At 49.1% G+C, this 15,918-nt stretch carries 13 protein-coding genes and 3 tRNA genes; 12 read left to right on the top strand and 4 right to left on the bottom strand.

The window, feature by feature from the left end:
• Positions 1–85: 85 nt before the first annotated feature.
• Both ACTJJJ_RS17630 and ACTJJJ_RS17625 read right to left on the bottom strand, forming a co-directional pair.
• Positions 86–159 (bottom strand) — tRNA-Pro (locus ACTJJJ_RS17630).
• A gap of 56 nt (positions 160–215) precedes the next feature.
• Positions 216–302: transfer RNA gene (locus ACTJJJ_RS17625), tRNA-Ser, on the bottom strand.
• Positions 303–434: 132 nt separating this feature from the next.
• Between ACTJJJ_RS17625 and ACTJJJ_RS17620 the strand changes: the two genes are divergently transcribed.
• From ACTJJJ_RS17620 to ACTJJJ_RS17570, 11 genes are all read left to right on the top strand, one after another.
• Positions 435–1,397, top strand: coding sequence for a vWA domain-containing protein (locus ACTJJJ_RS17620; protein WP_188932834.1), 963 nt, complete (start codon positions 435–437; stop codon positions 1,395–1,397).
• 39 nt (positions 1,398–1,436) lie between these two features.
• Positions 1,437–2,156 (top strand): hypothetical protein, encoded by a 720-nt coding sequence (locus ACTJJJ_RS17615; RefSeq protein ID WP_440702527.1) that lies wholly within the window; start codon positions 1,437–1,439, stop codon positions 2,154–2,156.
• Between the two features lie 16 nt (positions 2,157–2,172).
• Positions 2,173–3,108, top strand: a complete 936-nt coding sequence (locus ACTJJJ_RS17610) for a phosphoribosylaminoimidazolesuccinocarboxamide synthase (protein ID WP_440702526.1) — start codon at positions 2,173–2,175, stop codon at positions 3,106–3,108.
• A 50-nt stretch (positions 3,109–3,158) separates the two neighbouring features.
• The gene (locus ACTJJJ_RS17605; RefSeq protein ID WP_188932840.1) at positions 3,159–3,581 is read left to right on the top strand and encodes an STAS domain-containing protein; all 423 of its coding nucleotides are present in this window, start codon (positions 3,159–3,161) and stop codon (positions 3,579–3,581) included.
• A 398-nt stretch (positions 3,582–3,979) separates the two neighbouring features.
• Positions 3,980–8,560 carry a glutamate synthase large subunit gene (gene gltB, locus ACTJJJ_RS17600; protein WP_426293521.1) on the top strand — a complete coding sequence of 1,527 codons (4,581 nt, stop codon included), beginning with the start codon at positions 3,980–3,982 and terminating at the stop codon, positions 8,558–8,560.
• 49 nt (positions 8,561–8,609) lie between these two features.
• Positions 8,610–10,118, top strand: a complete 1,509-nt coding sequence (locus ACTJJJ_RS17595; RefSeq protein ID WP_188932844.1) for a glutamate synthase subunit beta — start codon at positions 8,610–8,612, stop codon at positions 10,116–10,118.
• 133 nt (positions 10,119–10,251) lie between these two features.
• The gene (locus tag ACTJJJ_RS17590; RefSeq protein ID WP_440702525.1) at positions 10,252–10,872 is read left to right on the top strand and encodes a polysaccharide deacetylase family protein; all 621 of its coding nucleotides are present in this window, start codon (positions 10,252–10,254) and stop codon (positions 10,870–10,872) included.
• Between the two features lies 1 nt (position 10,873).
• Positions 10,874–11,644: a TatD family hydrolase gene (locus tag ACTJJJ_RS17585; RefSeq protein ID WP_440702524.1), complete on the top strand. Its 771-nt coding sequence runs from the start codon at positions 10,874–10,876 to the stop codon at positions 11,642–11,644.
• On the top strand, positions 11,641–12,714 hold the full coding sequence (locus tag ACTJJJ_RS17580) for an asparaginase (protein WP_188932850.1): 1,074 nt from the start codon (positions 11,641–11,643) through the stop codon (positions 12,712–12,714). Before ACTJJJ_RS17585 ends, ACTJJJ_RS17580 begins: the two co-directional genes overlap by 4 nt.
• 62 nt (positions 12,715–12,776) lie before the next feature.
• A tRNA-Ser gene (locus tag ACTJJJ_RS17575) sits at positions 12,777–12,863 on the top strand.
• A gap of 79 nt (positions 12,864–12,942) precedes the next feature.
• Positions 12,943–13,269, top strand: coding sequence for a hypothetical protein (locus tag ACTJJJ_RS17570; RefSeq protein ID WP_188932895.1), 327 nt, complete (start codon positions 12,943–12,945; stop codon positions 13,267–13,269).
• Between the two features lie 77 nt (positions 13,270–13,346).
• On the opposite strand, the gene ACTJJJ_RS17565 is transcribed toward ACTJJJ_RS17570, so the two are convergent.
• Both ACTJJJ_RS17565 and ACTJJJ_RS17560 read right to left on the bottom strand, forming a co-directional pair.
• Positions 13,347–14,465 (bottom strand): OmpA family protein, encoded by a 1,119-nt coding sequence (locus ACTJJJ_RS17565; RefSeq protein WP_440702523.1) that lies wholly within the window; start codon positions 14,463–14,465, stop codon positions 13,347–13,349.
• A 453-nt stretch (positions 14,466–14,918) separates the two neighbouring features.
• Positions 14,919–15,095: a hypothetical protein gene (locus tag ACTJJJ_RS17560; protein WP_440702522.1), complete on the bottom strand. Its 177-nt coding sequence runs from the start codon at positions 15,093–15,095 to the stop codon at positions 14,919–14,921.
• 58 nt (positions 15,096–15,153) lie between these two features.
• On the opposite strand from ACTJJJ_RS17560, the gene ACTJJJ_RS17555 reads away from it, so the two are divergent.
• A complete protein-coding gene (locus tag ACTJJJ_RS17555; RefSeq protein WP_426293494.1) occupies positions 15,154–15,582 on the top strand; it encodes a hypothetical protein in 429 nt (142 codons plus the stop codon).
• Positions 15,583–15,918: the final 336 nt, after the last annotated feature.

Below are 15,918 nucleotides of genomic sequence, written 5' to 3'. Positions count from 1 at the left end.
CAGTTGGTCGATTAACTTCAAAAAAAACAGGCAGTCAGCAGTGCAGTGAAACTGCATACGGCTTACTGCCTGTTTTTGCTTTTCGTCGGGGAGACAGGATTCGAACCTGCGACCCTCTGGTCCCAAACCAGATGCGCTACCGGGCTGCGCCACTCCCCGAATTTTTCTCTTTCTACTTTTAAAAGAGCCTTACTTTCAGACGTTCAGAAAAGGTGTAGAGGAAGCGGGATTCGAACCCGCGGTACCCTTGCGAGTACGGCAGTTTAGCAAACTACTGGTTTCAGCCACTCACCCATCCCTCCTTCTTCCGTCGTTCCGGGATGCAAATATAGCGGGTTCGTTTTCAGAAAAGCAAACATTTCAAGAAAAAAAACTTCACCAGAAGCCTGAAATCCCTATTTTTGGCAAAGTTTAAATTACACAATACGTTCATTATGAACTGGAATTACCCCTTTGAGAGCACTGAATATTTTTTTATATTTTTTTTTATTTTCGCTTATACAGCCTACATCATACGCACCGTTCGCATCGCCCGGCAGCTTCAAACCACGGCGCGGACGCTTATCATCAAACTCTTTTTACGCAGCATCACCTTCTCGCTTTTGATCATTAGCCTCCTCGGGCCATCGTTCGGCGAGGCCGAGCGTGATATTCAGGCGAAAGGAAAGGACATATTCATGGTGGTCGATCTATCGAAGTCGATGGACGCGGCGGATGTTACGCCTTCGCGCCTGGAAAAGGTGAAATTTGAATTGAACCGGTTTGTGGAGAATGAGCGGGCGAACCGGATCGGCATTATCATTTTCTCAAACGACGCGTACATCCACGTCCCGCTTACGTACGACGCGGCCGCGCTCGAACTTTTCATCCAGTCGCTGCAAACAGACCTGCTGCCTACGAACGGTACGAACGTCTGCGGCGCAATGGAAATGGCTTACAACAAACTCATGAATACTGCCGACCCGACGAGCCGCTCGAAAGTAATGGTGCTTTTTACCGATGGTGAGAACGGTTCGGGTTGCAGTAATGCGCTCTTCAACAATCTCAGGCGGTTCGGCATCGGGGTGTACGCAGTGGCGGTGGGCACAAAGGTCGGCATCAGCATCCAGGAAAACGGGAAGCCGCTGATGGACAAAAACGACAAGCTGGTCATCAGCAAACTGGACGAGAACTTCCTGCGCGGGGTCACCAATTCATCGCGCGGGACGTATTATGAGCTCAACAATTCGAAGAATGATATTCAGAAGCTGATCAGCGACGTAAACCAGGCCGAAGGCGCGCTGGTGGATTCGCGGACGATTACGGTCGTTAGTAACAAGTATTACTATTTTCTGGGGGCAGCACTCGTACTGATCCTGCTCGACGTACTAATTACCATTGGAACGTTTCGACTGTAAGCAGCAATTCCCTATTTTTGCACCCAAATGTGAACCGATATGACGTCTCTGATCCTTTATGTCCTGCTTTGGCTTTGGGATAACCGTACGTTCGATTCCATTACCAAGGCGAACCAGAGAAAGCTGGATGCCGAGCGAGCTTTTCAGAAAAAAGAGTTTACGAAATCGGCCGAGCTGTACCGGCAAATCACCTATGGCTCGCTCTTTTCCGACCCTGCCGCAAGGTTGAATTTAGCCCATTCACTATACAAAACGGGCGACTACAAACAGGCTTTGAAACATTACAGGCTACTAGGTGACATTGAAAATAACAGTATTGCATCGGTAGCCAATGCACAAATCGCATTGATTCTCGTAAACAAAAAAGACACAGCCAGCGCGCTGACGCACCTTAGAACCGCATTACGTCTAGAACCGGGCAATGCACTTGCGAGGGTTAACTATATTATCCTTAAAAAGAGCTTCTCGGGCGTGGAGCAGCCGTCGGACCTCACTACGAAAAAAAGAAGGTCGAACCAGCAACAAACCGCCCAGAACCAGCCACAAACGCCGCCCGAACCGCCGCAAGAATCACGGGAGGCTACTGAGGACTTAAAAAAAGAGGAACTTCTGAAAAGTCTTAAAGCGATGAACATGTCGGAAGAGCAGGCCACGGCCATTCTTGATGCCATGAAATCGAACGAATCCCAATATATTTACCAGCTCCGACGCAAACAGTACAACCAAAAGCCCGGACAAAAGAGCGAAATCGAATGGTAATTTTACCAATAATCTAATGAACAGTATACCAGCAACCAACTTCCAGTTCCCCGGCCAGACAGGCTTTTACAAAGGGAAAGTCCGTGACGTTTATTCGTTTGAAAAACGTCTGGTGATGATCGCCACCGACCGTATTTCGGCATTTGACGTGATCCTGCCCCGCGCTATCCCTTATAAAGGCCAGGTTTTGAACCAGATCGCCGCCCACTTCCTGAACGCCACTTCCGATATCGTGCCTAACTGGCTCGAAGAAGTGCCGGATCCGAACGTGAGCATCGGTATCAAATGCCAGGCCTACCCGGTGGAAATGGTAGTAAGAGGTTATCTGGCCGGTCATGCGTGGCGTGAATACAAGTCAGGAAAACGCGAAGTATGCGGCGTGGCATTGCCCGAGGGTTTGAAAGAGAACGACAAGCTCCCTCAGCCCATCATTACGCCTACTACCAAGGCCCACGAAGGCCACGACGAGGACATTTCAAGGGAACAAATCCTCGCGCAGGGGCTCGCGAGCGAAGACGAGTACGAGCATTTGGAACGTTACACGCTCGCATTGTTTGCAAAAGGAACCGAAATGGCCGCCGATCAGGGATTGATATTGGTGGATACCAAATATGAATTCGGACAATTGGATGGCACGATTTATTTGATCGACGAAATCCACACTCCCGATTCATCAAGGTACTTTTATAAAGATACTTATGAGGAAAATCAGCGCGCCGGAGTGTCCCAAAAGCAGCTTAGCAAGGAATTTGTAAGAGAATGGCTCATCGAGAACGGCTTCCAGGGTAAAGACGGCCAGACCGTACCTGAAATGACCGACGAAAAAGTACTGTCGATCTCCGAACGCTACATCGAGCTTTTCGAAAAGGTTACCGGCATGAAGTTCCAGAAAAACAACCTGGGCCACCCGTTGGAAAGAATTGAAAAAGCCATTCTGCGTGCAATGGCCTGAGGCGAACTACTCACTTAACAAAATAATTGTTCGACAAAACGACAACCGAAATGGATTTTAAACTGGAAAAGAAAGAACAATACGTCTATATCGAAACGGATGCAGCCGCTTTCGCCGGTGATGTACCAGCGTCTTTCGAAGAAACAGCCCGCTCGCTTTTCAGGGAGGGCTATCACAGCCTGATCGTGAATATGCAAACGGTGAAATCACTTGACGCGACGGGAATCGCCACATTAAAAAAAGTAAACCGCCTGTGTGCGAACGATCTGGGCATGCTCGCGATCGTCACACGCGACGACGATTTCATGGATACTTTGGAAGACCTGCATATTCCCGATCTCACGGTTTTGCCTACCAAAGAGGAGGCAATCGACGCCGTTTTCATGCACAGTCTTGAAAATGAGTTCGGTGCGGGCGATGACGATTACGACGATGAAGATTACGAAGGCGTAAGTGAATCGAAAGAGCCTTGATATTTGAATAATATAATTTCCAGCCATTTACGACAACGTCCCGCCAAGCCCCGGCGGGACGTTTTTTGATGTCTTTGCCACACTTTTTATATTTTCCTTAGGCACTTTTTGTAATCCTCCAAGGAAGCAAAAATGGCGTTTCCAGCTTAGCAAAATGGTAACCAATACGGGTATTCGTTACACGATTATCAATATTTCGATAATAATTGTAATTAATCGGCCAAATGTATATTGGTGATATAAAATTTTGCCATTCCCATTATAAGCCAAATATTTTTTATGATTATCTTGCGTGGCTTTACCCAAATCATCACACACTGGCGTTTTCGCTTTCCTTTTAAAGTGCTTATTTAAACAGATTCTAATTACGAATTTGTTAATTACCTACAATTCGATAAATGTCGCAAATGTCTGAACAAATGGTAGAAAATCAGGGACTGTACCGCCCGGAATTTGAGCATGATGCATGTGGAATCGGTTTCCGGGCTAACATCAAGGGTCGTAAGTCGCACCAGATCGTGGCTGATGCCATTCATATGCTCGAAAGGATGGAGCATAGGGGTGCTACTGGTTTTGACCCTAACACCGGTGACGGTGCTGGTATTTTAATTCAGATCCCTCACGAGTTCTTTGTAGAAGAATCTACCAAGTTGGGCTTCCATCTGCCGCCGGCAGGTGAGTATGGTGTAGGGATGATCTTTTTCCCAGGCGACGAGCTTGCCAGGGAGGAAAGCAGGGATATCCTGAACCGAAAGATCAAGAAGCTGGGCCTGCAACTGCTCGGCTACCGCGAGGTGCCTACCCTGAACAACACCCTCGGTGAAGGCTCTCTCTCTGTTGAACCATCAGTAGAGCAGGTTTTCATTAAACGTCCGGACGACATTACGGACGATATGGCGTTTGAACGCAAGCTGTTCATTCTCCGCCAGGTATCGGCAAGACTGATTAAAGACACGGTAAAAGGCGCGAAGAATTTCTATTACTCGTCGCTTTCATGCCGCACGATCTCATATAAAGGACAGCTTACCACTGCCCAGTTAAAATATTACTTCCCGGATCTGGAAAACGAATCGGTTGTATCTGCATTGGCAGTCGTACACTCGCGTTTCTCGACCAACACATTCCCTTCATGGGAACTGGCCCAGCCATTCCGCTACATCGCGCACAATGGTGAGATCAACACCGTGAAAGGTAACGTGAACTGGATCCGCGCCGGGGAAAAATCATTCGAGTCCAAATTCTTCTCGAAAGAAGAAATGGATATGCTCCTGCCGATTTGCGACAGGAACCAGTCCGACTCCGCCAACCTCGACAATGCGATCGAATTGCTGCACCTCTCGGGCCGCTCATTGCCACACGTGATGATGATGCTGATCCCCGAAGCATGGGACGGCAACGAACAAATGGATCCTGAGCGCAAGGCATTCTACGAATACCATGCAGCCATTATGGAGCCATGGGACGGTCCTGCGTCGATCTCGTTCACCGACGGTAAAATGGTAGGCGCTACGCTCGACCGTAACGGTCTGCGCCCTTCACGCTACTGGGTACTCGACGACGATACCATTATCATGGGATCGGAAGCGGGTGTGTTGGAGGTGGATCAATCAAGAGTAGTTACCAAAGGCCGCCTGCAACCGGGACGTATGTTCGTGGTGGATATGGAGCAAGGACGCATTGTTCCCGACGAAGAAATCAAATCTCAAATCTGCTCGGCGCAGCCTTACCAGCAATGGCTGGATGATAACAAACTGCACGTGGACGCGCTCGATCACCCGATCCGCACGTACCGCGCGTATGACGAGAACGCATTGCTGAAACGCCAGGTAGCATTCGGTTATACTTCGGAAGACCTGCGCATGATCCTCGGGCCAATGGCTCAGACGGGCATGGAAGCGATCGGTTCAATGGGTACCGACTCCCCGCTTGCCGTTCTTTCGGAGCAGAGCCAGCATTTGTCTACCTATTTCAAACAGCTTTTCGCACAGGTTACCAACCCGCCGATCGACTCGATCCGCGAACGTGCGATCATGTCCCTGATCTCTTTCGTAGGCAGCACCGAGAACATTCTGACAGAAACCCCGAAACACTGCCGCCAGATCGCATTACCGCACCCGATCCTTTCGGTGCAGGAATTCGACAAGTTGCGTTTTGTAGATAAAGACGGCTTCCAGGCCAAAACAATCAATACCTACTTCCGCGCCGACGAAGGTGGAAAAGCACTGGAAAGAGCATTGGAAAGAATCTGCCGTTACGCGGTAGACGCTATCGACGACGGTTTCGAGATCCTGATCCTCTCCGACCGCGCCATCGACTCCGACCATGCGCCGATCCCTTCATTGCTCGCAACGGCAACCATCCACCACCACCTGATCCGCGAAGGATTGAGAGGACGTGTAGGATTGCTCGTTGAAGCGGGAGACGTTTGGGAAACCCACCACGTAGCGACATTGATCGGCTACGGTGCGGCGGGTATCTGCCCTTACATGGCGTTCGAAACGCTTTCGTACATGAACCGCAAAGGCATGATCGAAGGCGAGTTCACCGATGAAAAACTGCATTACAACTATATCAAGGCCGTTAACAAGGAGCTTTTGAAGATATTCTCGAAAATGGGAATCTCTACCCTGCAATCCTACCAGGGTGCGCAGATCTTCGAATGCGTGGGCTTGAACAAGGATGTAATCGACAAATATTTCACAGGAACCATCTCGCGAATCAGCGGTATGGGTATTCCTGAGATTGCCCGCGAAATCCTGGTGCGCCACAAAGTGGCTTACCACGAAAGCGCGGAGCAAAAGCCAAGACTCGAAGTGGGTGGTGTTTACCAGTGGAAACAACGTGGTGAAGCACACATCTTTAACCCGCAGTCGGTGCATTTGCTGCAACAATCAACCCGCAATGCGAGCTACGAGCAGTTTAAGAAATACTCTAAACTGATCGACGACCAGAGCCACAAAGCGCTGACGCTCCGCGGATTATTGCGTTTTAAGAAAGGCAATGCGATTCCTCTGGAAGAAGTGGAGCCTGTTGAAAATATCTTCAAACGCTTCGCTACCGGTGCAATGTCCTTCGGATCGATTTCGTGGGAAGCGCACACTACCCTGGCGATTGCGATGAACCGCATTGGCGGCAAATCCAACTCCGGTGAAGGTGGCGAAGACGAACTGCGTTACAACCGCCTGCCAAACGGTGACAGCATGAATTCGCAGATCAAACAAGTTGCCTCGGGACGTTTTGGTGTAACAAGCCATTACCTGAGCAATGCGGGCGAGCTGCAAATCAAAACAGCACAAGGTGCAAAACCGGGCGAAGGCGGTCAGCTTCCGGGCTTCAAAGTGGACGACTGGATCGGACGTACCCGTCACTCGACGCCGGGTGTAGGGCTTATCTCCCCTCCTCCTCACCACGATATTTATTCGATCGAGGATTTGGCGCAGCTGATCTTCGACCTTAAAAACGCCAACCGTGCCGCACGTATCAGCGTGAAGCTGGTATCCGAAGCCGGTGTAGGAACCGTAGCATCCGGTGTAGCGAAAGCACACGCCGACCACATCCTGATCTCGGGTTACGACGGTGGTACGGGCGCCTCTCCATTGAGCTCGATCCGCCACGCGGGTCTGCCCTGGGAGCTTGGCCTCGCAGAGACGCACCAGACATTGGTAAGAAACAAATTGCGCGGACGGGTAACCGTTCAGGCCGACGGACAGCTCCGTACCGGCCGCGACCTCGCGATCGCCGCATTGCTCGGTGCCGAAGAATGGGGTGTAGCAACCGCCGCGCTGGTAGCAGCCGGCTGTATCATGATGCGTAAATGCCACCTGAACACCTGCCCTGTGGGTGTGGCTACTCAGCGCAAAGAACTCCGCGCATTGTTCTCGGGCAAGCCTGAGCATGTTGTGAATATGTTCACCTACATGGCGGAAGAGCTGCGCGAGATCATGGCACAATTGGGTTTCAGAACTGTTAATGAAATGGTTGGTCAGGCTCAATACCTCGAACTGCGCAATGATATCAAACATTGGAAATACAAAAACCTGAACTTCGACGCGATCCTGTACAAAGAAGGCGACCTTTCGGTAGCCCAGTTCAAGCAGGAAGAGCAAGATCACGGTATCGACGCCATTCTCGACCTCGACCTGATCCGTTCGGCTAAACCGGCGCTCGACAGCAAGGATGAGATTTACGCGGAATTTCCGATCAACAACCTGAACCGGTCGGTGGGAACGATGCTTTCGAATGAAATCTCGAAGAAATACGGCGGTGTGGGCTTGCCAAACGGCAATATCCACTTCAAATTCCGCGGTACTGCGGGCCAGAGCTTCGGTGCATTCAACACATTGGGTGTGCGCCTCGAGCTGGAAGGTGACGCGAACGACTACTTCGGAAAAGGCCTCTGCGGCGCCGAACTGATCGTGTACCCCGACCGCGACGCGAAGTTTAAGCCGGAAGAGAACATTATCATCGGTAATGTGGCATTCTACGGTGCTACTTCGGGTGACGCCTACATCCGCGGAACAGCGGGCGAACGCTTCTGCGTACGTAACTCGGGCGCGAAAGTGGTTGTGGAAGGTGTCGGCGACCACGGTCTGGAATACATGACGGGCGGTCTGGCGATCATCCTCGGCGAAACAGGACGCAACTTCGCGGCGGGTATGTCCGGCGGTGTGGCTTATGTCCTCGACAAGAACGGAACCTTCGAAGAGAAAGTAAATAAAGAAATGGTGACGCTGGAACCATTGAACGAAGAGGATAAAAGCATCCTGCGCGAGTATCTGGACAAGCACTTCCAATACACAACCAGCAATATTGCTTTCCAATTGATCCAGAACTGGGAAGAATCTGTGAAGAAGTTTGTGAAAGTAATGCCATCCGATTTCCGCAAAGCGTTGGAAGGACGTGGTATCACACTTGCACAACAGATTGCAGACAAAAATGTGGTGTACAAAGACATCGTCGTAGACGTAGTACACCAGTAATTTTCAGTTTCAAGATCAACTATCAGAATTTTTTAAATCAGTAATAAGAATGGGAAAACCAACCGGATTTTTAGAGTTTGAAAGGGAGTTGCCGAAAAAGAGAAGCATTGACGAGCGTCTGAAAGACTACCGTGAGATCGAAACCGCACCGACCGACTCTAATTCCAAACAGCAGGCAGCCCGTTGTATGGACTGCGGAATTCCTTTTTGCCATAATGGTTGTCCGCTAGGCAACATCATCCCGGAGTTCAACGACGCGGTGTATGATGAAAACTGGGGACTGGCCTACGAAATATTAGCGTCTACCAACAACTTCCCTGAATTCACAGGCCGTATTTGCCCCGCTCCTTGCGAAGCATCCTGCGTACTGGGGATCAACAAGCCGCCGGTAGCGATCGAGTACATCGAGAAATCGATCATCGAAAAAGCATTTGAATTAGGTTTGGTTAAACCGCGTATTCCTAAAACCCGCACCGGCAAAAAAGTGGCGGTGGTAGGTTCGGGACCCGCAGGTATGGCAGCTGCTTACCAGCTCAACCAGGCCGGTCACTCGGTAGTGTTGCTGGAAAGAGCGGATAAAATCGGTGGTCTGGTACGTTACGGTATCCCCGATTTCAAACTTGACAAAGGCATTATCGACCGCCGCATGGCTGTAATGGAAGCGGAAGGCGTGGAGTTCCGTACCGGCGTGAATGTGGGTGTGGATATCAAAGCCGAAGAGCTTCAAAATGAATTCGACGCGGTGTTGCTGACCGTTGGATCGACTGTTCCCCGTGACGTAAAAATCCAGGGCCGTCAGTTCAAAGGCGTACACTTCGCGATGGAATTCCTCAGCCAGCAAAACAAGCGCGTGGCCGGTATCGACCGTGTGGTAGATCACCGTGGCGCGACTTACACCAATGGCGAAATCCTCGCTACCGACAAGCACGTGGTGGTAATCGGTGGTGGTGATACGGGTTCCGACTGTGTGGGCACTTCGGGCCGTCACGGTGCGAAATCCGTAACGCAGATCGAGCTGATGCCTATCCCTCCGAAAGAGCGCGATGCGAGCACCCCATGGCCGAACTGGCCGATGATGCTCCGCACGTCGACTTCGCACGAGGAAGGCTGCGACAGACACTGGTCTATCAACACCAAAGAATTCGTCGGTGATGAAAACGGCAACCTGACCGCATTGAAGATCGTCGACCTCGATTGGCAGAAAGACCCTGAAACGGGCCGTATGCAAATGAGAGAAGTAGAAGGCAGCGAACGCACTATTCCCTGCGACCTGGCGTTCCTGGCAGCCGGCTTCCTGCACCCGCAGCAAGAAGGCCTGCTGAGCGACCTCGACCTGGAATTCGACGAGCGCGGTAATATCAAAACCAACGGGTACCAATCGACTTCTAACGAGAAAGTATTTGCAGCAGGTGACTGCCGCCGCGGACAATCACTCGTGGTATGGGCGATCAGCGAAGGCCGTGAAGCAGCACGTTCGGTGGACGAGTACCTGATGGGCGAGTCATTCCTCGAAGCGAAGGCTGTATCGATGCTGAATCCTGTATTTGCGCACGCATAAGCGGTATAGGTTTAAGCCAGCCTCTATATAATGTATTGCAAGAAAGCTGCCCCACCCGGCAGCTTTCTTGTTATATGATTCATATATAAACATCCATAAAGGTTATATTTGAATCATATCTGTTATTGACAGCATGTTCTTGCACCATTCTCCATTCTGGCTGAAAGCATTTTTTCCCGGTTTTACCTGGCATATTCCCACGAAGGAAAAAATCATTTTCCTCACTTTCGACGACGGACCTATTCCGGATATTACTGAAAATGTGCTCGATATCCTGACCAGATTCAATGCCAAAGCCACCTTTTTCAGCATTGGCAACAACGTACAGAAACATCCCGACGTATATGAAATGGTAAAAACAGACGGACATTCCATTGGTAATCACACATTCAACCATATGAACGGTTGGAAAACCGAGGACGCTGTTTACCTGGAAAACATTCAGCAATGCACAGCGCAACTGAACCTCGAAACCAAACTCTTCCGTCCGCCCTATGGACGTATTAAGAAGAGCCAGTCGAGGCTCGTTCTCCGCGACAAGCAGATCATCATGTGGGACGTTCTCAGCGGCGATTTTTCCGCCGAGATTACCCCCGAAATTTGTTTAAAAAAATCCCTTCAACATACCCGGCCCGGCTCCATCGTGCTTTTTCACGACAGCATCAAAGCCGCCAAAAACATGCTTCACACTCTCCCCCGCTACCTCGAACATTTCAGCGAGAAGGGCTACCGCTTTGAAGCATTACCCATGTAATATGATTGAAACCCACGCCCACATATATAGCGACGATTTCGCCGAAGACCGTACCGCAATGCTCGACCGCGCCTGGAATGCCGGAATTGAGCAGATATGGATGCCCAACTGCGACCACGAAACGATTCACGGCATGCTCGAACTCGCCGAAAAATATCCCGGCAAATGCCTTCCGATGATCGGCCTCCACCCCACTTATGTGAAGAAGGATTTTGAAAAGGAGCTGCAGATCATGGAAGAATGGCTGGCCAAATACGAGTTTATAGCAATTGGGGAAATCGGAATGGATTTATTCTGGGACGTTACCTTCAAAGAGCAGCAGGAAAAAGCATTTCTATACCAATGCGGCCTCGCGCGCAAGCATAACCTCTGGATCGACATTCACAGCCGGAGCGCGTTTTGGGAAACCGTAAAGCTCATTGAAGATTTCGCCGATCCCGCATTAACCGGCATTTTCCATTGCTTCACCGGCACGTTGGAAGAAGCGCAGAAGGCCATTGAACTAGGTTTCAAACTCGGCATTGGCGGCGTGGCTACATTTAAGAATGGTGGTTTGGACAAAGTAATCCCGCACGTCGGCCTGGAACACCTGGTACTCGAAACCGACGCGCCCTACCTGGCACCTGTCCCCTACCGCGGCAAACGCAATGAAGTCGCTTATATTGACCTCGTAGCTCAGCGCGTGGCCGACCTCAAAGAAATGGCCAAAGCCGACGTGATCGCCGCCACCACCGCCAATGCGAAAAGCATGCTCAACAAAGTAGCACAATGAGTTATACCAAAATACACATCAACCCCATTTCGCCCGAACCGACCGTTGGTTCTGTGCTAGTGATCTACACCGGAGGCACGCTTGGAATGGTATACGAAACCAAAGGCAAACAACTCGTCCCATTCGATTTCCAGCAGATCATTGAAAAGGTCCCCGAGATAAGCCGCTTGGACTTCGATATTACCTTCCTCTCACTGCCGGAGCCGATCGATTCATCCAACATGAACCCGTCGATCTGGACCGAATTGGCTGAAATCATCGAAGAGCATTATGAGCAGTTCGACAGCTTTGTGATTTTGCACGGGACGGATACGATGGCCTACACCGCCTCCGCATTGAGTTACCTGCTCGAAAACCTGAATAAGCCCGTCATCCTTACGGGCGCGCAGCTACCCATAGGCGTGGCGCGCTCGGATGCGCGCGAGAACGTAATTACGGCATTGGAACTCGCGGCCGCCAAGAACGCGGAAGGCCATCCTATTATCACCGAGGTTTGCATTTACTTTAATTCTAACCTGCTGCGCGGTAACCGCTCCAAAAAGCAGGAAAGCTCCGATTTCAATGCATTTCATTCAGAAAACTATCCAGCGCTCGCGAACGCAGGCGTGAATATCGAATACAATTTTCCTTATATCAGGTCTTACCAACCCGGTTTGAAGCTGAAAGTCCACAAAAGCTTTGATCGTAATGTTGCATTCCTGAAAATGTTCCCCGGCATCAGCCAGCCAGTGGTGGAATCCATTTTAAATATTGAAGGATTAAGAGGCATTGTCCTGGAAACCTACGGCGCAGGCAACGCCACCACCGAGCCTTGGTTCCTGAATGCGATTAGCAATGCCATCGAGCGAGGCATCGTCATTTTCAACGTCTCCCAATGCGACGGAGGCCGCGTCTCCCAAGGCCAGTACCAAACCAGCAAATTCCTGCAACAGACCGGCGTCATCAGCGGCTCGGACATCACAGCCGAAGCGGCCATCACCAAAATGATGTACGTTTTCGCCTGCGAACAGCCTGGCGGCGCCTGCATAGACATGCTCGGCAAGCCGCTGCGAGGAGAAATGAGCATTTGATTTCACCGTGGATTTGGAAACAACAATCTCTTCACTATCTTTGCACCCCATAACCACGAAATAGAGAGGTGCCCGAGTGGTTGAAGGGGCTACCCTGGAAAGGTAGTATGTGGGTAACTGCATCGAGAGTTCGAATCTCTTCCTCTCTGCAAAATGCCTCTGCTGGTAACAGCAGGGGCATTTTTCGTTTTCGGGACAATTAGCGGGACAATTTTATTTTCCGAGCTCGTGAAAGACCACACACACCCTCCCTTCAAATTGGCGGTTCTACGCGACCGCAAAGGCGACCTAACAAAAGAATGGTATGTTGAATTTTATACGATGGACGACTGCAAGGGCGAGCTTGTTCGGAAACGAATCGTAATTTCCCCGCACTTCCGGGACAAGCGGAGCCGGACGGAAACCGGATCGTGGCCCTTGCAAATGACCTCATATCAAAACAGCTTTCATCTGACCATATTCTCCGAAGCAAAGTTTGCGACGGAGGGAAGGCATGAGAAAACCGACCGCGCTGACCATCAGCGAAGGTCGGAAGAAGGCAGATATGATCATTAAAAAGAAGGTTATTTTCAGCTTGGAAGTCAGCGGTGTTGGTGATGAGATCCATAGGCGACTGGATTGTATACAAACGCTTACAACTCTACAACTCTCATTTCAACACGTCGATTCTTCTTCCGATTTTCTTCACTACTATTTTCGGCTATCGGCTTCCTCCCTCCCATCGAACGACAATAAATTCTATGAGCACTAATCTTGTTGCCGACTAAGTAACCTTTGATAGCATTCACTCTGTCACCAGATAGACGAAAGTTCTTTACAGGATCTCCAACATTATCGGTGTGACCTATAAGCTCGACTTTTGCTGAAGGATGTTCAATTAGGAACCGTAGAACTTTCTCCAATTCAGGTTCGCTGTCCGGCAAAAGAACTGCACTGCTCTGCTCAAAATGTAGCAATAGTTGCAATGTATCGCCGGCTTTGAGCTCAGTGGCGCCTACGGGAGACATTTGTTTGGCGCGCTTTTTAAGACTTGGGATTATGAGGATTTGCTTTGACATACGTGCTTTATCGACTTTCACAACTTCATTGAAAGATTCATAACCAAGCCCGTAAACGGTTATCTGTACAGTTTCCCCGGTAGTTGTTTCGAAAATGTAGTGGCCCCCGACACGTTTCAACGGCATACGCATTCTTCCTTTTGAAACCGAAATATTCAAGTCGGAATTGATTGGTTGCAAAGTGTTTTTGTCCAACACCCGAAGCGTGAGGAACGCATTTTTCCTCTTTTTGGGGGCTTCAACACGTTTGGCTAATGATATCTGGAACGTTCCACCTGAATATCTTGCAGGAACATAGGCGTTAAATTGATATGCTTGTTGACTATTCCACGTACCATAGATAATCATCTTATTAGCATCCACTGCAAGTCGTCCCCTCAATCGCTTCAAATACCAATCTAGGTTACCCACCTCTTTCAATACTTTTCTTTCGTTTATAAGAATTTCGCCATTTATCCTAGAACCAGTAAATTCTTGAACGATGAAGTTGTTCTTTACGATAGTTTTAATCTCTCCTGAAATCGCGTTACCATTTTGCAGCATCTTAATCTGAATTAAAATATTTCCATACCTACTTCCAGTCTGGGTTATCTGTCCGGACCACTCACCTGATAAACTTTGGCATACACCTGGAAAATAGATGCAGAGACAAATACCTGAAATGCAGTAAAAGTCTTTCAAAAGTTTATTCACGGTAGAAAATTTTGTATTTAAAACAACCAAGGCATGAGAATTTGATAGAATATGGACAAATTCCTTTTCTACTTTTGACCAAATTAAGCAACTCGCCAGTCTTTCTAGGCCATCCTTTATTCGAAACCAAAAATATCATTGGGACAAAATCACTTCTACAATGTATTTCGCGGTAGTTATCCGAGAGTCGATCACCAGGTGCTCTAAATTATTCCCGCAATTTCCAACGGCTAGGTGCCCGATTGTGTCCAAGAAATATTCACTACACCAAACAGCAGCATGGATACTAGAATCTCCATCGTATGCCTTATATCATTTTTAGTAATATCGCTATCCGGCTGCGAGAACGGGCAACCCTATCAAGGTGTGATTTGTACGGAGGAATTTCGATCCACGACACTTTACGTGCCGGGAACCCCGTTAACAGAATCGTTCACAATTCGGTTGTCAAATTCAGATACGATTCGCATTAAAGGAAATGCCGATTTCCGCCAGGGATACTACGTCGTCCTGGATGACAACTACCAGGCCAAGCTGGAAAATCAACAAGATAATTTTCGGTTTATTGGCAAACGCGGCCATGAAGTGGTCGTCCGGGAGGACTATATTTTCAAAGCTAATCAATGCCATATAACCCAGGTTAGCGGCAAGAACAAGCTTTAATGTACTTTTCAACCAGATCGCAAATATGATCGCCCGATTCACCTTGATGTCTGTGATTGTATGTTTCTTTAACTTTCAGTGTAAGGATCCTGACAAACAGGCGGGTCCATGCGATTGCCATAATAAAACAGCTAAAAAAGAAATGAAAAACATAGAGGCTGTTGTGGTTTATCGTATCGGCAACCAACCTCCTGGTGGTAACCAAGGTCCTGATCAATATATATTAAGTACTGAACCAAAGGATTTTGACGGAGCATCATACAGTATTGGTGAGAATTTATTAGCTCCTTGCCAGGAGTCAATGTCTGTACCAGTTGATTTCCGGAAACCGGGTTTAAGGGTCATGGTGTCTTATAAGCGTAAGGAATGTTACGGTGCCCTAACCTCACCAGACATGCACGGAGCCTATGGCTACTATATCGATTTGACTGCGATTCGGGTGAAAACTCCATAGATAAAGCCCTTTCAACAGTGGCCCTCTATTGGCGAAAAGGATACGGAATAAGTGCACGAACGTGCTGGCGGCTATATTTTAGGTATCTTCAACAATAGAAAATGCCGCCATTATAGAGGCTGAAATTCCCCCCGCCTTGAGCTTGATCCCTTTAGGCATTATCGGCAATTCACGGCTTGAAGGAGCAGTTTTCCAGAAATGTAGTCATCGGCGCCTGAATTTCGAACGTTACATACCGGTAACGCTTTCGAAGATTTTTGAAGCTACAACGGACGGCCCGTTCTTTTATCTAACTTGTCGGCAATAGTGCAAAGCGATTTGTACATTAGCCCTGAA

The sequence above is a fragment of the Dyadobacter sp. 22481 genome (genome assembly GCF_052044875.1).
Taxonomy (GTDB): Bacteria; Bacteroidota; Bacteroidia; order Cytophagales; family Spirosomataceae; genus Dyadobacter; species Dyadobacter endophyticus.
This window is presented reverse-complemented; position numbering and strand designations above follow the sequence as displayed.

What these genes read in the sequence shown, in the direction of transcription:
- ACTJJJ_RS17590 (WP_440702525.1), top strand. Translation starts at nt 10,252, where the DNA reads ATGTTCTTGCACCATTCTCCATTCTGGCTGAAAGCATTTTTTCCCGGT.
- ACTJJJ_RS17560 (WP_440702522.1), bottom strand. Translation starts at nt 15,095, where the DNA reads ATGGCATTGATTAGCTTTGAAAATATAGTCCTCCCGGACGACCACTTC.
- ACTJJJ_RS17620 (WP_188932834.1), top strand. Translation starts at nt 435, where the DNA reads ATGAACTGGAATTACCCCTTTGAGAGCACTGAATATTTTTTTATATTT.
- ACTJJJ_RS17615 (WP_440702527.1), top strand. Translation starts at nt 1,437, where the DNA reads ATGACGTCTCTGATCCTTTATGTCCTGCTTTGGCTTTGGGATAACCGT.
- ACTJJJ_RS17585 (WP_440702524.1), top strand. Translation starts at nt 10,874, where the DNA reads ATGATTGAAACCCACGCCCACATATATAGCGACGATTTCGCCGAAGAC.
- ACTJJJ_RS17595 (WP_188932844.1), top strand. Translation starts at nt 8,610, where the DNA reads ATGGGAAAACCAACCGGATTTTTAGAGTTTGAAAGGGAGTTGCCGAAA.
- ACTJJJ_RS17605 (WP_188932840.1), top strand. Translation starts at nt 3,159, where the DNA reads ATGGATTTTAAACTGGAAAAGAAAGAACAATACGTCTATATCGAAACG.
- ACTJJJ_RS17610 (WP_440702526.1), top strand. Translation starts at nt 2,173, where the DNA reads ATGAACAGTATACCAGCAACCAACTTCCAGTTCCCCGGCCAGACAGGC.
- gltB (WP_426293521.1), top strand. Translation starts at nt 3,980, where the DNA reads ATGTCGCAAATGTCTGAACAAATGGTAGAAAATCAGGGACTGTACCGC.
- ACTJJJ_RS17555 (WP_426293494.1), top strand. Translation starts at nt 15,154, where the DNA reads ATGATCGCCCGATTCACCTTGATGTCTGTGATTGTATGTTTCTTTAAC.
- ACTJJJ_RS17580 (WP_188932850.1), top strand. Translation starts at nt 11,641, where the DNA reads ATGAGTTATACCAAAATACACATCAACCCCATTTCGCCCGAACCGACC.